Source organism: Acinetobacter sp. V102_4, assembly GCF_031799005.1.
GTDB classification, from domain to species: Bacteria; Pseudomonadota; Gammaproteobacteria; order Pseudomonadales; family Moraxellaceae; genus Acinetobacter; species Acinetobacter calcoaceticus.
The window spans coordinates 228,953-248,701 of record NZ_JAVQNR010000034.1 but is presented as its reverse complement, the minus strand read 5'-3'; the positions used below and the strand labels follow the sequence as shown (position 1 = coordinate 248,701).

17 protein-coding genes and 1 pseudogene are annotated in these 19,749 nt (G+C 36.6%); 6 read left to right on the top strand and 12 right to left on the bottom strand.

Going from position 1 to position 19,749, the window contains the following annotated elements:
- Positions 1-42: 42 nt before the first annotated feature.
- Genes aroQ through accC form a run of 3 tightly spaced genes read left to right on the top strand, consistent with a single transcriptional unit; the run spans position 43 to position 2,323 of the window.
- Entirely contained in the window at positions 43-498 is a 456-nt protein-coding gene (gene aroQ, locus RMB13_RS06125) for a type II 3-dehydroquinate dehydratase (RefSeq protein ID WP_003652261.1), read from the top strand.
- A 17-nt stretch (positions 499-515) separates the two neighbouring features.
- On the top strand, positions 516-935 hold the full coding sequence (locus tag RMB13_RS06120) for a biotin/lipoyl-containing protein (protein WP_003652263.1): 420 nt from the start codon (positions 516-518) through the stop codon (positions 933-935).
- A gap of 17 nt (positions 936-952) precedes the next feature.
- Complete coding sequence (gene accC / locus RMB13_RS06115) at positions 953-2,323, top strand: acetyl-CoA carboxylase biotin carboxylase subunit (protein WP_003652264.1); 1,371 nt, start codon at positions 953-955, stop codon at positions 2,321-2,323.
- Between the two features lie 49 nt (positions 2,324-2,372).
- Here the strand turns inward: accC and RMB13_RS06110 are convergent, their stop codons facing one another.
- The 7 genes from RMB13_RS06110 to RMB13_RS06080 form a co-directional block, all read right to left on the bottom strand.
- Entirely contained in the window at positions 2,373-2,876 is a 504-nt protein-coding gene (locus RMB13_RS06110; protein WP_003652266.1) for a hypothetical protein, read from the bottom strand.
- A gap of 156 nt (positions 2,877-3,032) precedes the next feature.
- On the bottom strand, positions 3,033-4,199 hold the full coding sequence (locus RMB13_RS06105; protein WP_311084696.1) for an MFS transporter: 1,167 nt from the start codon (positions 4,197-4,199) through the stop codon (positions 3,033-3,035).
- Positions 4,200-4,728: 529 nt separating this feature from the next.
- On the bottom strand, positions 4,729-5,724 hold the full coding sequence (locus RMB13_RS06100; protein WP_409070788.1) for a spore coat U domain-containing protein: 996 nt from the start codon (positions 5,722-5,724) through the stop codon (positions 4,729-4,731).
- A 23-nt stretch (positions 5,725-5,747) separates the two neighbouring features.
- Positions 5,748-8,156 carry a fimbria/pilus outer membrane usher protein gene (locus RMB13_RS06095; RefSeq protein ID WP_311084768.1) on the bottom strand — a complete coding sequence of 803 codons (2,409 nt, stop codon included), beginning with the start codon at positions 8,154-8,156 and terminating at the stop codon, positions 5,748-5,750.
- A 40-nt stretch (positions 8,157-8,196) separates the two neighbouring features.
- Positions 8,197-8,904, bottom strand: a complete 708-nt coding sequence (locus RMB13_RS06090) for a fimbria/pilus periplasmic chaperone (protein WP_311084694.1) — start codon at positions 8,902-8,904, stop codon at positions 8,197-8,199.
- Positions 8,905-8,987: 83 nt separating this feature from the next.
- Positions 8,988-9,518: a spore coat U domain-containing protein gene (locus RMB13_RS06085; RefSeq protein WP_198495582.1), complete on the bottom strand. Its 531-nt coding sequence runs from the start codon at positions 9,516-9,518 to the stop codon at positions 8,988-8,990.
- Between the two features lie 534 nt (positions 9,519-10,052).
- The gene (locus tag RMB13_RS06080; RefSeq protein ID WP_311084692.1) at positions 10,053-10,484 is read right to left on the bottom strand and encodes a hypothetical protein; all 432 of its coding nucleotides are present in this window, start codon (positions 10,482-10,484) and stop codon (positions 10,053-10,055) included.
- A 480-nt stretch (positions 10,485-10,964) separates the two neighbouring features.
- Here RMB13_RS06080 and RMB13_RS06075 point away from each other — a divergent pair, with 480 nt between their 5' ends.
- From RMB13_RS06075 to RMB13_RS06065, 3 genes and pseudogenes are all read left to right on the top strand, one after another.
- Entirely contained in the window at positions 10,965-12,638 is a 1,674-nt protein-coding gene (locus RMB13_RS06075) for an FMN-binding glutamate synthase family protein (protein ID WP_003652279.1), read from the top strand.
- Positions 12,639-12,848: 210 nt separating this feature from the next.
- Positions 12,849-13,903 (top strand): annotated as a pseudogene (locus RMB13_RS06070) (linear amide C-N hydrolase).
- Positions 13,904-13,964: 61 nt separating this feature from the next.
- Complete coding sequence (locus RMB13_RS06065) at positions 13,965-14,468, top strand: hypothetical protein (protein ID WP_005039888.1); 504 nt, start codon at positions 13,965-13,967, stop codon at positions 14,466-14,468.
- A gap of 56 nt (positions 14,469-14,524) precedes the next feature.
- On the opposite strand, the gene RMB13_RS06060 is transcribed toward RMB13_RS06065, so the two are convergent.
- The 5 genes from RMB13_RS06060 to RMB13_RS06040 all read right to left on the bottom strand — a co-directional run bounded on the left by RMB13_RS06060 (position 14,525) and on the right by RMB13_RS06040 (position 19,371).
- Complete coding sequence (locus RMB13_RS06060) at positions 14,525-15,553, bottom strand: alpha/beta hydrolase (protein WP_005039886.1); 1,029 nt, start codon at positions 15,551-15,553, stop codon at positions 14,525-14,527.
- Positions 15,553-16,674 (bottom strand): YdcF family protein, encoded by a 1,122-nt coding sequence (locus tag RMB13_RS06055; RefSeq protein ID WP_017392177.1) that lies wholly within the window; start codon positions 16,672-16,674, stop codon positions 15,553-15,555. The genes RMB13_RS06060 and RMB13_RS06055 overlap by 1 nt, the downstream gene beginning before the upstream one ends.
- Positions 16,675-16,678: 4 nt before the next feature.
- The gene (murB, locus tag RMB13_RS06050) at positions 16,679-17,713 is read right to left on the bottom strand and encodes a UDP-N-acetylmuramate dehydrogenase (protein WP_311084691.1); all 1,035 of its coding nucleotides are present in this window, start codon (positions 17,711-17,713) and stop codon (positions 16,679-16,681) included.
- Between the two features lie 19 nt (positions 17,714-17,732).
- Positions 17,733-18,236: a low molecular weight protein-tyrosine-phosphatase gene (locus tag RMB13_RS06045; RefSeq protein ID WP_311084690.1), complete on the bottom strand. Its 504-nt coding sequence runs from the start codon at positions 18,234-18,236 to the stop codon at positions 17,733-17,735.
- A 361-nt stretch (positions 18,237-18,597) separates the two neighbouring features.
- Complete coding sequence (locus RMB13_RS06040; RefSeq protein WP_311084689.1) at positions 18,598-19,371, bottom strand: DUF4882 family protein; 774 nt, start codon at positions 19,369-19,371, stop codon at positions 18,598-18,600.
- Between the last annotated feature and the right edge of the window lie 378 nt (positions 19,372-19,749).

Here is a 19,749-nt window from a genome sequence, read left to right as displayed (position 1 = left end):
CTTGCAAAGAATATTTGCAACTTTAGAGCTGGAGCAATCTGAATGAGTTCGACCATTTTGGTGATTCATGGACCGAATTTGAATTTGCTGGGAAAACGCGAACCAGAAGTATATGGTCATCTTACCTTAGGTGATATTAACCAACAACTTATTACCCAAGCTCAACGCGCATCAATTACATTAGATACTTTCCAGAGCAACTGGGAAGGTGCCATTGTTGACCGTATTCATCAGGCACAAACTGAAGGCGTAAAACTTATTATTATTAACCCTGCCGCCCTCACTCATACTTCTGTTGCTCTACGCGATGCTCTACTTGGCGTTGCCATTCCATTTATTGAAGTACATTTGTCGAATGTTCATGCACGAGAAGCATTCAGACACCATTCTTATTTATCTGATAAAGCAATTGGCGTAATTTGTGGTCTAGGTGCAAAAGGCTATAGTTTTGCACTCGATTACGCCATTGAAAAAATTCAACCATCTAACCCAAACTAGTTTAGGAATAGTCGCCCATGGATATCCGCAAAATTAAGAAACTCATCGATTTAATGATTGAGTCTGACTTGCAAGCGATTGAAGTTAAAGAAGGTGATCAATCAATCGCTTTAACTCGTCGTAGTCCAGTCGTTGCTGCGGCTGGTGTAGCACTTCCGGCAGCTCCTGTTGCAGAAGCACCAGTTGCAAAAACACCACGTGGAGCAGTTGAACCATCTCCAATGGTTGGCGTGTTCTACGCTGCTCCAAGCCCAGGCGAAGCACCATTTGTTAAAGTAGGTCAAACTGTATCTGCTGGTGAAACTTTGGGTATTATTGAAGCAATGAAAATCATGAACCCAATTGAAGCAACTCAAAGTGGCGTGGTTGAAGAAATTTTAGTGAAAAATGGTGATGTTATCCAATTCGGTCAACCTTTATTCCGTTATCGCGCGTAATTACCTCGGGGACGTCTATGTTGCAAAAAGTTTTAATTGCAAACCGTGGTGAAATCGCTTTACGAATTACCCGGGCTTGCAAAACATTAGGAATCAAGACTGTTGGTATCTATTCAGATGCTGATAAGGATTTGATGCATTTACGTTTTGTTGATGAAGCAGTATGTATTGGTCCGGGCGCAAGTAGTGATAGCTATTTAAATATCCCGGCAATTATTACTGCTGCAGAAATTACTGGTGCTGATGCCATTCACCCTGGTTATGGTTTCCTTTCAGAAAATGCTGAGTTTGCTGAAATTGTAGAAAGTTCAGGCTTTACTTTTATTGGCCCTCGCCCAGAACATATTCGTCTCATGGGGAATAAAGTTTCTGCGATTGTTGCCATGAAAAAAGCAGGCGTACCTACTGTACCGGGTTGCGACCATGCTGTAACCATCCACAATGCCTTAGCAGAAGCTAAAGAAATCGGTTTCCCGCTTATTGTTAAAGCGGCATCTGGTGGCGGTGGACGTGGTATGCGTATTGTTGAGCGTGTAGATACACTACTTGAATCAGTTCAAGCAGCACAACGCGATGCAGAAATGTGGTTTGGTGACGATACTGTATACATGGAGCGTTTTTTACAAAAACCTCGCCATGTCGAAGTTCAAATTCTTGGTGACGGTAATGGTCATGCGATTCATTTATATGACCGCGACTGTTCATTACAACGTCGTCACCAAAAAGTGTTAGAAGAAGCACCTGCACCAAACCTACCAGAACAAGCTCGAGCTGATATTTTAGAAGCATGTGTTCATGCATGTCAGCTAATGCAATATCGTGGTGCTGGTACGTTTGAATTTTTATTTGAAGACGGCGAATTCTTCTTTATTGAAATGAACACTCGTGTTCAGGTAGAGCACCCTGTTACTGAAATGGTGACTGGTGTTGACATTATTGAACAACAGCTACGTATTGCAGGCGGCCTAGGACTAGAACTTCAACAAGAAGATATCAAAGTTCAAGGACATGCCATCGAATGTCGTATCAATGCAGAAGATCCAACAACTTTCTTACCTTCACCGGGTAAAATTGAAAGTTTCTATGCGCCAGGCGGTGCGGGTATTCGTTTAGACTCTCATATCTATCCAGAATATAGCATTCCACCTTACTATGACTCTATGATTGCCAAACTGATTTCTCATGGTAAAGACCGTGAAACGTCAATTGCACGTATGCGTCAAGCTTTAGATGAAATGATCCTTACAGGAATTAAAACCAATATTCCTCTGCATAAAGATCTTATTTTGCAAGATAAGAGCTTCTGCTCTCAAGCAATGGACATCCATTATCTTGAAAAACACTTGCTAAAGCAATTGGAAGAAAAGAAGAAAGCTGAAACTGCATAATAAAAAAAAGCCTCTTATAAATAAGAGGCTTTTTTTTATATCTATTACTTTATGGTAGTACTCTACGCAAAGTCGCAAAACACTGCTCCCCCTTAGCGGTTGAACAGAAGTTAATAGTATGATCATTTTTCCACTGTACAAAATATTGAGAAACATCACCTGTTTGATCTTGTTTCTGTCCAGAACAATCCATTTTATTATTATCAAATTTAATTTGCATGACTAAAGCAGCTAACTGCTCTTTAGGATCATCTGACGGTTGATATTCATATAAGCCATATGACCATTCTTGACCACTTTTGATCACTACATCATTACTGCTACGGAAATTATAATATTCCACACATTTCTTATTATTTGGAATTTCCATCCCCCATAATCCCATAATTTCAGGACGCGTAACAATACGTATAGCATTAGGATTACTTGCTGTCCGAACGGGTTGTTCGGCTGGCTGCTGAGTCGCCGTTTCTGCCACAGCTAAACCAGAACAAGCCCACAATAATCCAATAATATAAATATTTTTCATAGATTTATTAATCATTAAACGCATGAACTTAAGTTAGCATATTTTTTGACAAATTCACTGGTTCATAACCATATAAAAACAATATTTTTCAACTGTAACGTTCTACAACAAGTCATCAAACAATTTTATATTTACTTGCTTTTTTCAATATAAATACCTTATTTTTTCATTATTTCGAGCTTATGCCGTTGAGGAATCAATTTGTTTAGGAAGCCACATTACAAAGCATAAGCCTAAGAGTACAACCAAGCTGGCACACATAAAGATGATTTCACCGGAAAGAATTTTCCAAAAATGTCCAGCCAGAACACTGCCAAAAGCCACACCTAAGCCCCACATGGTGCTGTAAAGCGCTTGTCCACGCCCTTGTTGTCCAGCCGAGAAATTTTGAAAAATAACTCGCATCGCAATTAAGTGAAATAGACCAAAACTAAAAGCATGCAAACATTGTGTAAAAAGTTGACCAACAAAATAATGTGAAAATAGTGCAACTAACATCCAGCGTATGCTCGTCACTAGTAAACACACAATCACTAAACTACGCCACGAAAAACGTTGAAAAATCTTTGGAGCAATTGAAAACATAAAAATTTCTGCACAAACACCCATAGCCCATAAAAATCCAATTTCAGTGGTACTGAAATTCAAAGATTTTAGAAAATTACTATAAAAACTATAAAAAGGCGCATGCGAAAAAAGTAAAATAAATTCAATGGAAAAAAATGCAGCTACTGTCGGATGCTTAAGTACGGGAAGTAAAGGCTCTAACTGCTTTTGTGAGGTAGGCGCACCATCCGGTTCTCGAATTGTGAAAGACCAAATAAATGCCAATGAAGCAATAATTAATAATAAAATCGGAAGCATCGAAATAGGTACTATTTCTAGAAGTGCACCAATAACGAAAACACCCACAATGAATCCAACAGATCCCCACTTACGGATTTTGCCGTAAAGTTTAGCTTTTTGATCGCCCAACCAAAATAAAGTAACCCCTTCAAATTGAGCTAAAATAGCATTTTGAAAGAAGCTAAAAATAAGCATGAGTAAAGCAATGGATTGAAACGTATTGGGAACTATAAAAATAGCCAACCATATACATGATTCCATCCAAGTCGCCAACCGTACTAATAGCATTCGCTTACCAGATTTGTCAGCAATCCATCCCCATACCAATGGTGCAAAGAAACGCGTTACAATAGCAATTGACGATAAAACACCAATTTCTTGATAATTAAACCCTTGATCTTGAAGATATAAATTCCAGTAAGGCATAAATGTGCCAACAATGGAATAATAGAAAAAGTAGAATCCGCCGAGTCTAGTTTGGATTGTAAGTGGTTGGAACAAGTGGTAAACCCTTGTATTTTCAATAGGTTAAAATTCGAGATAATTGTATATATCAAAACATCCCAACCCTACAATTCTAACACTTTGTTTTGCAGTACAAATAACTAATTTATTAATAACCAGCTTTACCCTAAAAGCTTTTTTATTGATAAGAAAGATTAAATAAAGCTAAGAGAACTGTAATTTAATTTGTACAATGTGTTAACTTGTGTAAAAATACATTTAATATTCATAAGGTATTTATTCATCAGATGTTTTTTCTTATTTTTTTAATTTGTCTTTTTCTGTTTTTACTTATCCTAAAACAACATTACCGTTAACCGTCTTTTTTTCAACTATCTTTTCTGTAAAAGCTTTTCTACTTCCTTTAAATTAGAACAATTAAACATCAAATTTATAGAGATCACTATTTAGATAGAACTAAATTTTCAAATTAAGTTTAGCTTAAATATCTAATATCAAACTCACGGATATTCACATTACCAACCCAGCACCAGAAAGATACTCAATATCAAATTCCAACAGATAATTAATAAGTTACTGTAACAACTATCGTATCTGAGTAGTTACCAGGAGTCGTTGAAATAGTTGTGCCCTGCGGAATTTTTCCATACACATTTGTACTTTGAGCATTGCCCGAGCCTGTTTTGGAAACACCTCCAGAACCTCCAACCGCGGTTACACCACCTGTAGTATCCCATACCGTACTATAAGTCGAGTTCTGATATAGCTGATAGGGAATATATTGACTACTACCATTTGTCATACGTCTAAAACCTCCAGCAATACGGTTATTTCCATCCCCCAAGTAAATACTATATGGCGTTCCATTGTTACAAGTCGTATTCACAGCACCTTGCGCAGTGTAATCACGACTAGTCGAACCAATATCATTAATATTGCCAAAATCAACATTTGATGTTGAATCTAATTGACATAAACTCGGTACAACATAATTAGCCGTTATAGTGGTATTACCTGAATCCCAACCGCCTCCGCTATTACCTTCACAGACACTACTAGAGCTTGCCTGCATGTCCCAAAAAAGCTGAACCGTACCAGTATATGTACCTTTAGGATATGCAATGAGCGAACCAATGCGGGCTGGGACTTTTACATTTACAGAGTAATTAATAATATTATTTGAAGCGACTGTCCTCACTGGTCCATACCAAACATTTGAGGTCTGATTTGTGGTAAAAGAACCTGCGCCACCTACATTTGCAGTGACCGTATAAGGTAATGAAACGCTATTATTGGCGTTCGTGTTTCCCGTAAATACGGTTTTCATACACATATAAGCTGAAATTTCAGGAGTAGTACGCCCACCAAGACAGCTAATCGTGCCAGAAAAGTTGATGTTTGCATCACTATTAATTGTGGCAGCCGTATAGGTATACGTACTATTAGTCGTTCCAGTTACCGTACAAGCCGCATGTGCAGAGCTAAAAAATGCATATAATATAAAAGACAGAACAATTGCTAAAATATACTTTATGGCCAATGAAAGCTTTTTACCCTTCATCCAAAAACTATGACTGACAGTAGTTATCGACATACATAAGGCCCCAACTTTTTAGCACTGTATTGCTTATTTTCATACGCAAAATTAACTTGGCATGAACCATGATCCAGAAGATCTACTTCAAGTTTGTTTTGTTTTAATAGATTTGGAATAAATACTTCACCATCGTAGCCAACTACCCCATCTTGCTGTCCATTAATTCGAACGCTATAACCTGGCAATAACGCTGAGTTATTCGAATCAACAAGTTTGACTAATCCTGAAATGACCTGATGAGCGCCAAAGTCAACCAAGGTTCCTTGGCGATAACCTACGAATGCTGTTTGGTTAGTTGATGTGACATCCCATTCTAAAGGTAAATATGATGGGTCTAGATAGATATGATGAAGCTGATAAGGTCTTAAATTTGAAATTAAGAATCGACCGGTTCGATCAGTCGCTCCTAGGTTGACTCCACCATTTAGAATTTGGCTTTGTGGTCCAGCATTGGTCACGACCGCGTAGCCGTCTCCAATTTCATTAGCTGCAAAAATCCGCCCTGCTGCCACAACCAACGATCCTGTCGCTGAAAGTGCAACCTGATCGTTATCTCCAATTCGGTTATATCGACCTGTCAGATAAGCAGCACGGGCACGGTAAGATGCATAGATAGATGCATTGTTTTGATTGGCATCCTGATCGTGCTCAACGTAGCCTCCCCATCCAAATGCACCGATTTGTGGGTCACTAAATCCATTTATTTCTTGTCTATATGTTGTTTTACCACTTTCATTAGAAATACTTGTAATCGCATTAACTCGGGTAGACGGTGTGTAACGCAGCGCAAAGTAAATGCCATAGTCTTTGTGATTTTCATAATCTTTATACGCTGAGGTATAAAATCCCCAGTTCTTGTTCAGACTTCCACTTAAATTGGCAGAGACTAACCTATAAGAGTTGTCGCTAAATTTAATCTGGTTATAACCCAGATAAGCTCCATACCCCTCATAAAAATTATAGTTAATTCCTGCCCTAAAAATCTCATCTGCCAGCGCACTGTAGCTTAGATAGTTTTTGGGTTCAGCATCTGTTTGATTATCTTTTAAATATCGAATTTGAGAGACACGGGCAAGGTCAAAATAGTTATCGAAGACTTTACGGTAACTGGTATTAAACGAAATATTCTTACTAATCCGTCCTTCTAAACCAACCAAGGCAGAATAACCGTTTTCATCTTTATACTGGCTCGCTGCAATGTCAGCATTAATTACCCCAAAACCAAACAGGTTCTTGGCAAAACCAGTGCCCAGATTTGATAGCCCATCTGTAGAAGCCTCTGCACCACCACTTAAGGTTAGTGAGTTGCTATAGCCGTATCGAATCGCACCCGAAGCAAAGGTGGCATCATCATAATCGTTCGAATACAGCCCATAGTTATAACGTGGAACACCGACATCTACTGAAAATTCATTAATGCCTTTTGCTAAAATTTTAGATGAAAAATAGTAAGCTTGTTTGGTAATGCTCTGCTGACCCGTTGCATCGGTGGTCACAAGCGTGACTTCATTTCCGGAAATAAACGGTAGCTGCTTAATATCAAACGGACCTGAGGGAACAAGTCCTGAATAAATCTTTTGTTGGTTAACATATAAATCTAATGTCGAAGGCAGTGCAGCCGAGCCAGAAAATTGTGGTAATGCCGAAGTGACAATATCACCACGTTGGGTGTAAGCACTCGACCACTGGAAACCAGCAAGACGTACACTATTCCCCCAATCAGAACTATTGGAAATAAAGTCTCCTAAGGTATATATCCTGATCTTTTCAGGGTCTACATACTGCCACTTACTTTCCAGACGCACCCACTTTTCATGGCTATAACTAGTTTCATTACTGCCGTTGTATAAAACCCCTGATGAAAAATTACCGATTGCGCTGTTAAAGATCCCTTCTGCCGAACCGGAGAAAACATTCTCGTCATTGGTCAGGGTGTGATACAGGCTATAGTTCAAAATGGCTGCGTTTAAAGGCTTCATTTTTAGTAAATGAGGACTGGTAATCTGCTGGCCATTTAAGTCAACTGAATAATCCGTCAACATGTTCGACGGAACTTGTAAGTTTAAAGCTTGCTCATTCTCAAGATATTTAAACTGAATTCCTTTTAGCTCATTAATACACACCCGTTGGCTATCTGGAGTGTGTTCATCCATTTTTACCCTTAAAACTTTTAAGTCACGAGCACGAATATACAGCTTTCCATCTTGATCTTGGTGTACCGAGATTAAATCTGTTGAAATATTCGAGTTAATAGAAATCTTTAAAAAAAGCTGTGTGTACGCCTTATCAGAACTGAATACCTGATGAGAAGAGTTTGTAACTTCCGGAATACTTGGTAAAGCAATATTGGTGTTATCTTGCAATGATTCAGCAAAAGCATGAATCGGCAAATACATAACACATAAGGCACTTACGAGATATTTCATGTGTGCCTCTTTAAAGAGATGTTTGCTTACCGTTAATATTCAATGAAATATTATATTTATGATCCGTTTGAAATTTAAAATCAGGGCTAATATTAAAATTTCTTGCTTTGCCAGCAAGAATATAACCATTCACCGTATTTACTTTAATGGCATAGCTTTTATTTGCTGTCACATCAACAAGCATTAAATTATTTAAAAGTGCATGTCGATTGCCAACATTGCTAATCATAAGAGAAGAAATATTTTGCTCTTGTTGAATTGACCAAGTAAGTTTAGTAATTGCATCTTTATTTACGACAAATAGTGGCAATGACGAACGTAGTAGTACATTAATCCCTTGATCCGCTTTACGGTTATCAATCGGTTTTGGTAGTTCATCAATAATAATACGGTATGTTTGCTCACCAGAAACTGGTGCTGGATTAATTCTAACTACACGTAAATTATAAGAATCATTAGGTTGTAATTTTAAAAACGGTGGACTAACCGCGATCTCATCTGTAGGTATTAATTGATCTTGCCCGGCATTTTGGCGCCATTCAAATACACGTACCTGCAAATCAGTGCTTTCATTTGACTGATTATATAAACTAATTGAGGACGCCGATTGATCATTTAATATTTCAACACTTACAGGCGAAAGACGAATTGATGCAGCGTTCAGCATACTAGGCAAAAATAACAATAAACTTGTAATAGCAAAGATATTTTTTCTCATGATTTGCCCAGAACTACTTTTCTCAAATTAGGCTAGCTCTCTCAATCAAGAGCTAGCAATGACACAATAAAACTTATTAAAAATTAATAAGTCACTGTTACAGTTACAGTGTCAACATAGCTACCTGCACTTGGCAAAGTTGAGCCAGCAGGGATACGACCATAGACGTTAATTGCTTGTGGAGCACCAGTACCAGTACCACTATATGCAGTACTTGAAATACCAATTGCTGTTGCACGGTTAGTGTCAGAGAAGAGGTTGTAAGGAATAAATTCGTTGCTTGTTGCGCCACCAATCATACGACGTTGAGTTGTTTGAGCATTTTTGCCGGCATCAAAAGCCAAAGTCCATGGCACAGTGTTGTTACATAAAACTTTGATGGCCGTACCACCTGTCGTTGTAGTATCTGCATCGACGTTGCTAGCAAGAGAACTTAAAGTACCAAAATCTAAAACTGCGTTAGCTGTTGTACCTGTAGCTGAAGTATTCAATACACAGCTATTTGTAATTGTTGCTTTAACAGTCAAGGTGCCTGTTGCTGTTGCAGCATTTGCTGCAGTGATAGACATTAAACCCATAGCAATTGCTGGTAAACAAATGAGAGACTTTTTCATGGTAAAAAACCTTTTTTACATTACGCCAATAAAATTAATAGATGTAAAAACTAGCCTTCCCCATCACAATCACTAGCTTTTCTGATTGTTTTTTCAAAGCGTTATTTTTTTACTCTACTGACCGCGCATAATACAAAAAAACAACAAAAATACTAACATAAGTTTCATTTTAAATATCAATTAATAATTCAACTTCTGATGAATTTCTCAATTAGAAAAATTTTTATGGTTTATTACACTTTTTATATGAATTTTCGATACTTTTATTTATCTTTTATTAGTTTTACTAAAAAAATGATAGCTTTTCATTAGTTAAAATTTACCATCACTTTTAGTCTTTTATAATTTTTTAACTATTGGTCAAAAAAATAAGAACAAAAAATAAGCTATTGATTATCCTATATATTTTAAATGAATAAGAAAACAATATTTTATGAATAAGAAATCTAAGTAACTTATAACAGTTCTAGGATTTTTTAAGAATTTTCAGTAATTAAAACAACTTTTCACATACCAGAAGAGGTTAGCATTAGCTTAACTATTTCTAAAAATTAGATGAAAAAATAAGCCAAGAAATCCACCAACCATAGCAAAACCTAACTGTATATAAGCTTTGCCATACCAAGCCAGTTCCCCAAATTGATAGTCTGCACCGCTAGAGTTGATCACAAACATATTCCTAATATCCCAACTATGAAATCCTTTTGGTCTTTCAGCAAAAAACTCTAAAATAGGCGTAAACCCTAAAACGAATACAATACCAATTAAGGGATAAACGATACATCCTGGAAAAATTGGATTATTCTTTCGTTCCATAGAGTCAAATATGATAGCCGCAGCTACTAACAAACTTTGTATTAGAGCGACTTTTTTAAAAGTATCTAAATCAAAACCTAAATAGAACATTAAAGTTAAGAAAAAGACTCCTGTTAGAAGAATAGAGTATATTAATAATTTCCAATTCATTTCAGTCCTTAAATAATTTTTAGAATCTTATATAGTTGTAGTAATGTCTATTAAAAAATATTATTTCAATTTATTTATATTAGCAAAGAATAATTAAATAGCACAGTCTTAATTAAACCAAAAATGTACAAATAGCATTCAAACAATTTTTCCATTTTTAAATAAATCTAAATTTACATTTAGTTTATATATAGCTTTTTAGAAGTTAATTTAACAAAATATATTTTTCAGTATAACTAAACATTAAAAAAAACCATTAACTTTATAATTAAAAATTTGATAACTTACCTTAACTCCAATAGCTTCAGATTAAATATTATTTATAGTCAAAATACTTTCTATTTAAAAATATATTTCTAAACCGAGCGAACCTTTGAATGTACTCTTTTTTGCCCCCTAAAACTAACAATTCCATACTTGTAGTTTTACTTGCTTCTTGGCAAGGTATGTGCCAGTAAAACATTAGGAATTTGTTCCAATATGGCGAGTCCAGCACAAATCATTCGACATAAATTTCTCAATACATTCTTTTCACGCCATTCTCTCTGGTTCTTATGTATTTTTACTGCACTCAGCATTACATGGTTTCGTACGGTATATACACCTCATAGTATCTATTATTTTATTTCAGATACTCTACTTAACGGTTTATGGGTACTCACGGGTGCACTAAGCCTATTAGGCCTTTATGATGTTTTGCAGAATAAACATTCAATTTTAAGAAACTACCCAATTATGGGGCATTTCCGTTTTTTGTTTGAAGATATACGCCCAGAAATTCGTCAATACTTTATTGAAGCGGATCAAGATGCTCTACCTTTTTCGCGTATGCAACGAAGTCTAGTTTATCAACGCGCTAAAAATGAAAATGCAGATAAACCTTTTGGTTCAATTATTGACGTTTATCAAGAAAACTATCGCTTTATTGTCCACTCAATAAGCCCGTGCCCACCAGCAGATCCAAAGAGTTTCCGTATTCAGGTTGGTAATGCTCAATGCCTTCAACCCTATAGCGCGTCAATCATGAACATTTCTGCCATGAGCTTTGGTAGTTTAAGTGCCAATGCAATTCGTGCATTAAATAAAGGAGCGCAGCTAGGTGGGTTTTATCATGATACTGGCGAAGGTAGTTTAAGCCCTTATCATCTAGAAAATGGCGGTGATATTGTTTGGCAAATTGCCAGTGGTTATTTTGGGTGCCGTACCGTAGATGGGAAATTTGACGAGCAAAAGTTTGCCAAACAATCCCAATTACCACAGATCAAAATGATTGAGCTGAAGCTTTCACAAGGTGCTAAACCAGGCCACGGCGGTATTTTACCTAAACATAAAATTACCGCAGAAATTGCCGAAATCCGCGGCGTTTCTCGCGATCATGATTGTATTTCTCCTGCAAAGCATTCTAGCTTTTCTACCCCAATTGAAATGATGCATTTCTTACAGAAGTTGCGCACATTATCTGGCGGTAAACCAGTTGGTTTTAAACTGTGTATTGGTCAACCTTGGCAATTTATGAGTATTGTTAAAGCAATGCTTGAAACAAAAATTGTTCCTGACTTTATTGTGGTTGATGGTTCTGAAGGCGGTACAGGTGCAGCACCAATTGAGTTTAGCGATAATATTGGTACGCCATTACGTGAGGGCTTGCGCTTTGTCCATAACACACTTGTCGGTGCGGGACTAAGAGATCAAGTTAAGATTGGTGCGAGTGGTAAAATTATTAGTGCATTCGATATCGCCAGTACTTTTGCACTAGGTGCAGATTGGGTTAACTCAGCACGTGGTTTCATGTTTGCTGTTGGGTGTATTCAGGCACAAAGCTGTCACACTAACCAGTGCCCTGTAGGTGTTGCAACCCAAGATAAAGACCGCCAAAAAGCAATTGATGTACCAACTAAATCAGAACGGGTATTTAATTTTCATAAAAATACCTTGCATGCATTATCTGAAATGATTGCTGCCGCAGGTTTACGTCATCCTTCGGATATTAAAGCCCATCATTTGGCTCAGCGAGTAAATGATCGTGAAATTAAGAACTATGCTCAATTGCATTTTTTCTTAAAAGAAGGTGAACTTTTACAATCTGAACTTAATAATGACGATGATAATTTTTATTATCGGATGTGGAATATGGCTGATGCCAATCATTTCTAATTTATATTAATCCTATAATTTGAGCATTACATTTATAGTGTGATGCTCTTCCATGATTAAAACTAATATGTGATTTTTAATTAAATTTCACTCTCCTTTTAATTTGTATTTAATTGATTTTTCACCTAATATAAAAGTATAAATAACGTACACATTTTAATTTTATTTAATAAAAACTTTTTAATGCTTATAACAAGAAGGTATCTCATCATGTTGAAAAAAACATTCATCTCTTCTTTTGTTGCACTGGCGGTAGGCTTAAGTAGCTATGCTGTTGCTTGTACACGCGCTGTATATTTAGGCAATGACCAACATATTATTACTGCTCGTTCGATGGACTGGAAAGTTGATACGGGTACAAATTTATGGATTATGCCAAGCGGGATTACGCGTGATGGTAGTGCAGGCTCCAACTCAATAAAATGGACGTCTAAATATGGAAGTGTGATTGCTACAGGTTATGAAGTTTCCACAACAGATGGCATGAATGAAGCTGGATTGGTTGCCAATATTTTATGGTTAGTAGAATCTCAATATCCAGATGTAAAAAAATCTAATAAACCATTACTAAGCATTGCTGCTTGGGCACAATATGTGCTCGATAATTTTGCAACTGTAGATGAGGCTGTCAAAGCTTTAGAAAAAGAACCTTACACCATTGTTACCGACAATGTTCCAGGTGAATCAAGGCTTACCACTTTACATTTATCCATTTCTGATAAAACAGGTGATAGTGCAATTATTGAATATATTGGTGGAAAGCAGATTATTCACCATAGTCGCAACTATCAAGTCATGACTAACTCACCTACTTTCGATAAGCAACTCGCACTTGCCGAATATTGGAAACAAATTGGTGGAACGATCATGCTTCCTGGTACAAACCGAGCATCTGATCGCTTTGCACGCGCATCATTTTATATTAATGCAATTCCCAAAAATGATGATAGTAAACAGGCTCAAGCCTCTGTATTTAGTGTGATTCGAAATGCGTCTGTTCCCTATGGACTAAATACTCAAGAAGAACCTAATATCTCTTCGACTCGTTGGCGAACTGTGGCCGATCATAAACAGATGCTCTATTTTTCGAATCTGCCCTATCACCAAATGTATTTTGGGTTGATTTAAAAAAGATTAATTTTAAAGATGGTAAAACGCGTAGACTTGATTTAGGGCCCGATCAAAGCCATATCTATGCAGGTGATGCTACTTCTTCTTTTAAAGTTGCAAAACCATTTGTATTTTTAAGCCCAACTACACGTTAATTTATGTCAAAATTATTGGCCTTAACATAAATAATATTAAACATACTATCTTGGAATTTATATGATGAAGAAATCTCTACTTTTATTGGGTTCTTGTCTACTTACAACGGCTTGCAGCACCACACAATTTGGTACAGATAAAGCAACAGCTCCTACAGTAGTAAAGACAGCTGGTCAGCTCAACTGTTTACCAACTGAATTATGTCCTAGCTTGCTCGTTAAATGGAACGAGAATCAAAAAGATCAGCTGCGCGTAGATGTTCATTTAAGTAGTAGTTATAACTTTTATGATATTAACGAGTTAATATTTGATATTGATGGCAAACGATTTACTTATCAACCCGCTCAAGCGACTGAAAAAACGAATGTAAGTCGATTAGTGCCTAAACATTCAACTACGTTCTTTATTATTCCAAGCCAATTCTTACAAGAGTTTAAAAATGCTCAAAATGTAAACGTTTTAATAAAAACGGATAAAGGAACGATTGAACGCAATATGTATAGTCCACAAAAGCAATCTTCAGTTTATAAAAACTTCATGCAGCTTTACCAAAATTCAAAATAAGGCACATAGATTAAGTCATGCATCTATCCAAAATTATTGGATAGATGCATTATTTTTTAATAATAAAAATGTTTTGGTTTCGCATGTAAAAAGGCTGGAATCAATCCTGTTAAAGCCGCACGTATATCTGCACGTTCATTAATTAATTGATGTGAACCTTCTTCAAGCATTAATAGTGTTTGAAGCCTAAATTTACGACGAATAAATTCAATGTTGTAACGCCAATCAACCGTCTGATCAAGAGCACCTTGTGCAAGCCAAACAGGGATACGGCAAGCGGGTCGTTCTTCCATTTCTTGCATCCATTTTGACATTGCCAAAATCCAGTCCATCCCCATCATCCGAGGTTGCAACGGATCTTTTAAACGAATGAAACGCAAAAATTCCGGATTATGATTATTGCGTCTAAAGTGTCTCGGAACCTGTCTTTTAATACGACGAATAATGCCTAACCCGACTGGGTTATGCCACCATGCGGTTTTTGCTGGGCGAATCAGAGGAGAAAGTAATAAGACTCTATCTACAATCGGATCTTGGCGTTTTTCAGCATATTCTAATAAATGATGCATCCAAATTGCCCCGCCCGTGCTTTGCCCAATTCCAACCCAAGGTTTAGGCAACTGATCTGCATGTTTCACATATTGGTAAACCGCCATCAGTACTTGTTGATAGTGGTCAAAATTTTGAATGCTTGCCGGTGAACCATTACTGAGGCCATGACCAGGTAAGTCATAGGTAATTACACTGAAACCTTGTTCAAGAATTTCACGGATGATTGGCTGATAAATACCGCTATGCTCAAGATAACCATGTAATAAACAGACAGTACCTTGTATTTTGTCTATTTTAGGTTTGAAAACCTGCACATGTAAGCGAAATAGTGGCATTTGAACATAGCCTTGCCAATGGTCACATTCAAGTAAATGTAAGCCATACAACTTGCGATAGGCCAGTAAATCGCGAGATGGTTCTTCTAGTGTATTTAAATTGAGTGGACTTAAAACCTGTGGTGTGAGATCACGGTTCGGGACCGGTAAATCTAATTGTTTTAATACAGCAGGATTGAGAAACGGGATATCTGACATTAAGGTACCTCTCGACAATCGCTTGAACCAAACAACATGTCGCGAATTGTCGCAAGTAATTCATAATTCGCACGGCGGCTATGATCGTAATTTTGCACACTTGGTTGCCAGCGTGTAAGTGGTGTTGGCATTGGAGCTACAACAGGAATCGTTTCTATACCATTTAAGGCAAATAGTCGACGTGTACGCGGCATATGATATTCATCAGTAACCAACATAACCGTCGGAGCGCCTCCTTTCTTCTGAAGCAACAGAGAGCTAAATCGTGTATTTTCACATGTATTCATACTACGTTTTTCTAATAGTTTTGCTTCCACACCGCGCTCTTTTAACCAAGTTTGCATATAAGGCGCTTCAACACCGCTAAGCACAATAGGAAGATGACTTTGTTTTTCAATTTCTAAAGTTTTTTCCAAGCGTAAGCGCGTGTAGCCATTAACCACAATATCTTTACCATTTTTATCTAAGGTTAATCCGCCACCCAATACAACAATTGCATAAGGTTCTGATAACTTTTTAGACTGGACTGGTATTGGGTTTTTACGGACATACTCAATTTTCTGTTCAGGTTCACTGACAGCTTTTTGATGCTCTGGTACTTCAGGCTTTCTTGCCAAGAACTCTGTATATTGTTCTGTAAGTGCCTTATTTTCAGAGCTACTAATCAAAAGTGACTCGTCAACTGGGCTGCTTGCTTCATCTGCCGCATCAATTTCTGAGTTTCTAACCACTAAAGGAACAGTTACGGAAGCGGCTGCCTCTGAATCTTGTTCCTTTTCTTCTAAAAGAATAATTTGCTGCAAAGCCTTATAGTTTTCTTGAAGATAGGTCAGATCTGTTGTCTTTTTTTCACGTAAAGCTTTTTCAGTCAGCTTTAAATATGCTTGACGAGCAATCCATAGATTTGAGCCTGGTTCTAAATTGTCATGCTCACTTAATGCAGCCTGTCTCTGGCTTTCAGCAGCGACTTGATTAACATCAACCGGTACAAAATAATTAAGTCCAGCTACAATTAATTTTGAATAAAACGGCGAATATAAAAAAACCACGAAACAGCCCAATAGTAAAAATAGCACGGTGACTACTTGTACTAAACGTACCATTAAGTGTACTTGTGGCATAAAACTATTCCGTATGATTTTCAATTAAACCTAAATTGTTATAAAGCACAGGCTCTGGTTCTAACATAATATGGAAACGCTGATCAACATCATGTTGTACAGCCTGATAAGTTTTCTTTACATCAGTAAGAGATGCATTGGCATAATTGACCAAAACCAATGCCTGTTTGTGAAACATACCCACCATATCAAGTTGTTTACCTTTCCAACCCACCTGATCAATTAACCATCCTGCTGCAATTTTAACGTTTCCACTCGCTTGAGGATAATGTGGAATTGTTGAGAATTGTGTGACTAAGCGCTCAAATTCTTGAGGATTAACTATTGGATTTTTAAAGAAACTTCCCACATTTGGATATTCTTTTGGATCAGGGAGCTTACTTTGACGAATATGAATGACTTGATTTTGTAAGTTCTCGGCAGTCTGATTATCTCCAACTGCTTGCTTCAAATCACCATAGTTAAGCTTTAAATGGGGATGTTTAAGCAATTTAAAAGTCACATGCGTAATGATGTAACGGTTCGGATCATCTTTAAAAATGCTATGACGATAGGCGAAATGGCAATCTGCTTCTAAAATTGTCTGAGTTTGTTTAAGTTTACGGTCATATACTTGTACCGATTCAATAAACTCACCTACTTCTACCCCATAAGCACCAATATTTTGTACTGGTGAAGCACCGACTAAGCCTGGAATAAGTGCGAGATTTTGCAAGCCAAACCAATTTTGCTGAGTACTGTATAAAACGAAATCATGCCAGACTTGGCCTGCACCAACATTAACTCGAACAAAGTCATCATCGTTCGATAAAACTTCGATACCTTGAATATCTAGATGAATAACCAACGCATTGATCTGTTGCGGCAGTAGCATATTACTACCGCCCGATAATACAAGTACATTTAAATTATGCTCTTCAGCAAAACCCAGAGCTTTCTCAATATCCTGAATAGTTTGGACTTTGGTATAGTGAGACGCTGTTGCATCTAAACTCAAAGTATTGAATGGCTTAAGCTGTACCTGATTTTGAATTTGCATTGTATTGAAAAACCTACTCTTAAACATTCAATTGTTTTTTTAAAATATTAATCCACGCCAAACTACTGGACTCGCATTGATTGAGTACACGTTCAAAGCCCTCAGCTCCGCCATAATAAGGGTCAGGTAAGGCTTGTTGCAGATATTGGGGATCATGCTCGCTCATTAAAGCTACTTTTGCACGAATTTGATGAGTCCCAAACTGAGAAACCGCACTTTGTAGCATGTCATGAATATCATCAAAGTTTTGATGATCCATTGCCAAAATCAAATCAAATTCTAAAAAGTCTTGAGTTGAAAGCTGTCTTGCACGTAAAGAGGATAAGTCATAGCCTCTTTTTTTAGCGTGCAGCTGACTACGCTGATCTGGTGCTTTATTTGGATGATAATTACTCGTTCCAGCAGAATCGACAATTACATTAAGTTGATGTGCATCACAATAATGTCTAAAAACCACTTCAGCCGTAGGAGAACGGCAAATATTTCCTAAACAGACACATAACACCTTATATTGTGTTTCCATTAGAAATTACTTCCAAACATTTGAATTAAATAGAAATAAATATGGTGCATGCAAAATCCTAACAAAACTATAAATTATTGTCAGAATTGAATTGACCATTGTGACGTGTTGCATTTTGTCAAAACTCACATGGCTTGAAAAGGAAAATAATGTTTATCAATAGATTAAAAGTTGATAAATCACTCGACAAACGATCTGATCTTCTAATTTTTAAGAAAATAATAAAGCCCTCATCAGAGGGCTTTTACACAAAGGAATAACTTTTTTATATTATTTTTTTCTGTTCATTTCACTTTTCGTTTAGACATAAAAAAGCCACTCGAAAGTGGCTGGCGAGGAGTCTTTTAATTTGATGGACTTTTTACAAAGCTACTCCACAAATATCTTTGGTACCAGTTGGATAACTTTGTGTAATTTTCGATCTATCAAGTAGGAACTCGATAGAGACATCTTTGTTCGCATCAGTTGCTGCTAAATCATAAAAATTAGAGGTTAATGAAAAATACAGGTTATCTAGTTTAGAAGGGAATGTTGCAAAATACCCTTTATTTACCCCATTAAAAACCAAACCAACTTGATTAGAGTTCTGATTTATATAAATACCAATCTTTTGGTAACCATCAGAAGTAACTTCCGGAGCTAAACTAAATCCATTAGTAACTAACGCGCTATCATTTGATGTAGTTTGAATATAAAAATTATTACTTGTCGGCCCATGTTGGTAAGCAACTATAAAATGTACAGCCTTACCGTTCTGCATGATTCCACCAGATAAAGCTGGGAAAATATTTACATAACCAGTATTACCTAGTGTAGGAACTTTAATTTTATATTCAAAAGCTATTATTCCGGTTGTCGGTAGTATTTTGTCACCACGTGTATAGAGCGAAGCTTGATTATCATTTGCGGCTAATGCCCTTGTCAGATAATCCTGACTATAAGCCGTATAAATTGGACTTTGTTGAGATGTCTTATAAGAAAACTTATTTCCTATAATAGTTGGAAACTTCTGAACAGAAGTATTACCTAAAGATTGCAACTGAGCTAATGTTGCATCAAAGCTATATGTACACTCAGCAAATACACTACTGATTCCACTGAAGCCCATTATTGTTGCTAAAATAATATTTTTCACGTCGTTACCCTGTTTTTATTTTGAACATTCAGTATAAACAGGTCTCTAAACAATTTAATTAAATCCGACAAATGACAGAAATATATGTGATCTAGTTAATAATACCGCCAGAAGGCGGTTAACTACTTTGAATATCATCTTTGGCTTTCTTAACTTCTTTGATTACTTCTACAATCTTTTTTCGTCTATGAAATTAAGGATCTATCAGGCTAAGTATCATCACTACAACTGTGGCAATTAATGCGAATGCTAAAGTCGCTATAATTATAGGTTCATAAAATTTTTAAATAGTAGTAATCCTACTTGTAAAAACTGTTTTCGTTGATATCTTCAGAAAATTTAAGCAAAAAACAGATTTTCAGGGCTTAGATATTTTTT

Bases quoted from the DNA above. Each gene is read 5' to 3' on its own strand.
- murB (WP_311084691.1), bottom strand. From the start codon at position 17,713: ATGCAAATTCAAAATCAGGTACAGCTTAAGCCATTCAATACTTTGAGT.
- RMB13_RS06095 (WP_311084768.1), bottom strand. From the start codon at position 8,156: ATGTATTTGCCGATTCATGCTTTTGCTGAATCATTGCAAGATAACACC.
- RMB13_RS06080 (WP_311084692.1), bottom strand. From the start codon at position 10,484: ATGAATTGGAAATTATTAATATACTCTATTCTTCTAACAGGAGTCTTT.
- RMB13_RS06060 (WP_005039886.1), bottom strand. From the start codon at position 15,553: ATGTCAGATATCCCGTTTCTCAATCCTGCTGTATTAAAACAATTAGAT.
- RMB13_RS06120 (WP_003652263.1), top strand. From the start codon at position 516: ATGGATATCCGCAAAATTAAGAAACTCATCGATTTAATGATTGAGTCT.
- RMB13_RS06100 (WP_409070788.1), bottom strand. From the start codon at position 5,724: ATGAAGGGTAAAAAGCTTTCATTGGCCATAAAGTATATTTTAGCAATT.
- RMB13_RS06075 (WP_003652279.1), top strand. From the start codon at position 10,965: ATGGCGAGTCCAGCACAAATCATTCGACATAAATTTCTCAATACATTC.
- RMB13_RS06045 (WP_311084690.1), bottom strand. From the start codon at position 18,236: ATGGAAACACAATATAAGGTGTTATGTGTCTGTTTAGGAAATATTTGC.
- RMB13_RS06065 (WP_005039888.1), top strand. From the start codon at position 13,965: ATGATGAAGAAATCTCTACTTTTATTGGGTTCTTGTCTACTTACAACG.
- RMB13_RS06090 (WP_311084694.1), bottom strand. From the start codon at position 8,904: ATGAGAAAAAATATCTTTGCTATTACAAGTTTATTGTTATTTTTGCCT.
- RMB13_RS06055 (WP_017392177.1), bottom strand. From the start codon at position 16,674: ATGCCACAAGTACACTTAATGGTACGTTTAGTACAAGTAGTCACCGTG.
- aroQ (WP_003652261.1), top strand. From the start codon at position 43: ATGAGTTCGACCATTTTGGTGATTCATGGACCGAATTTGAATTTGCTG.
- RMB13_RS06110 (WP_003652266.1), bottom strand. From the start codon at position 2,876: ATGCGTTTAATGATTAATAAATCTATGAAAAATATTTATATTATTGGA.
- RMB13_RS06085 (WP_198495582.1), bottom strand. From the start codon at position 9,518: ATGAAAAAGTCTCTCATTTGTTTACCAGCAATTGCTATGGGTTTAATG.
- accC (WP_003652264.1), top strand. From the start codon at position 953: ATGTTGCAAAAAGTTTTAATTGCAAACCGTGGTGAAATCGCTTTACGA.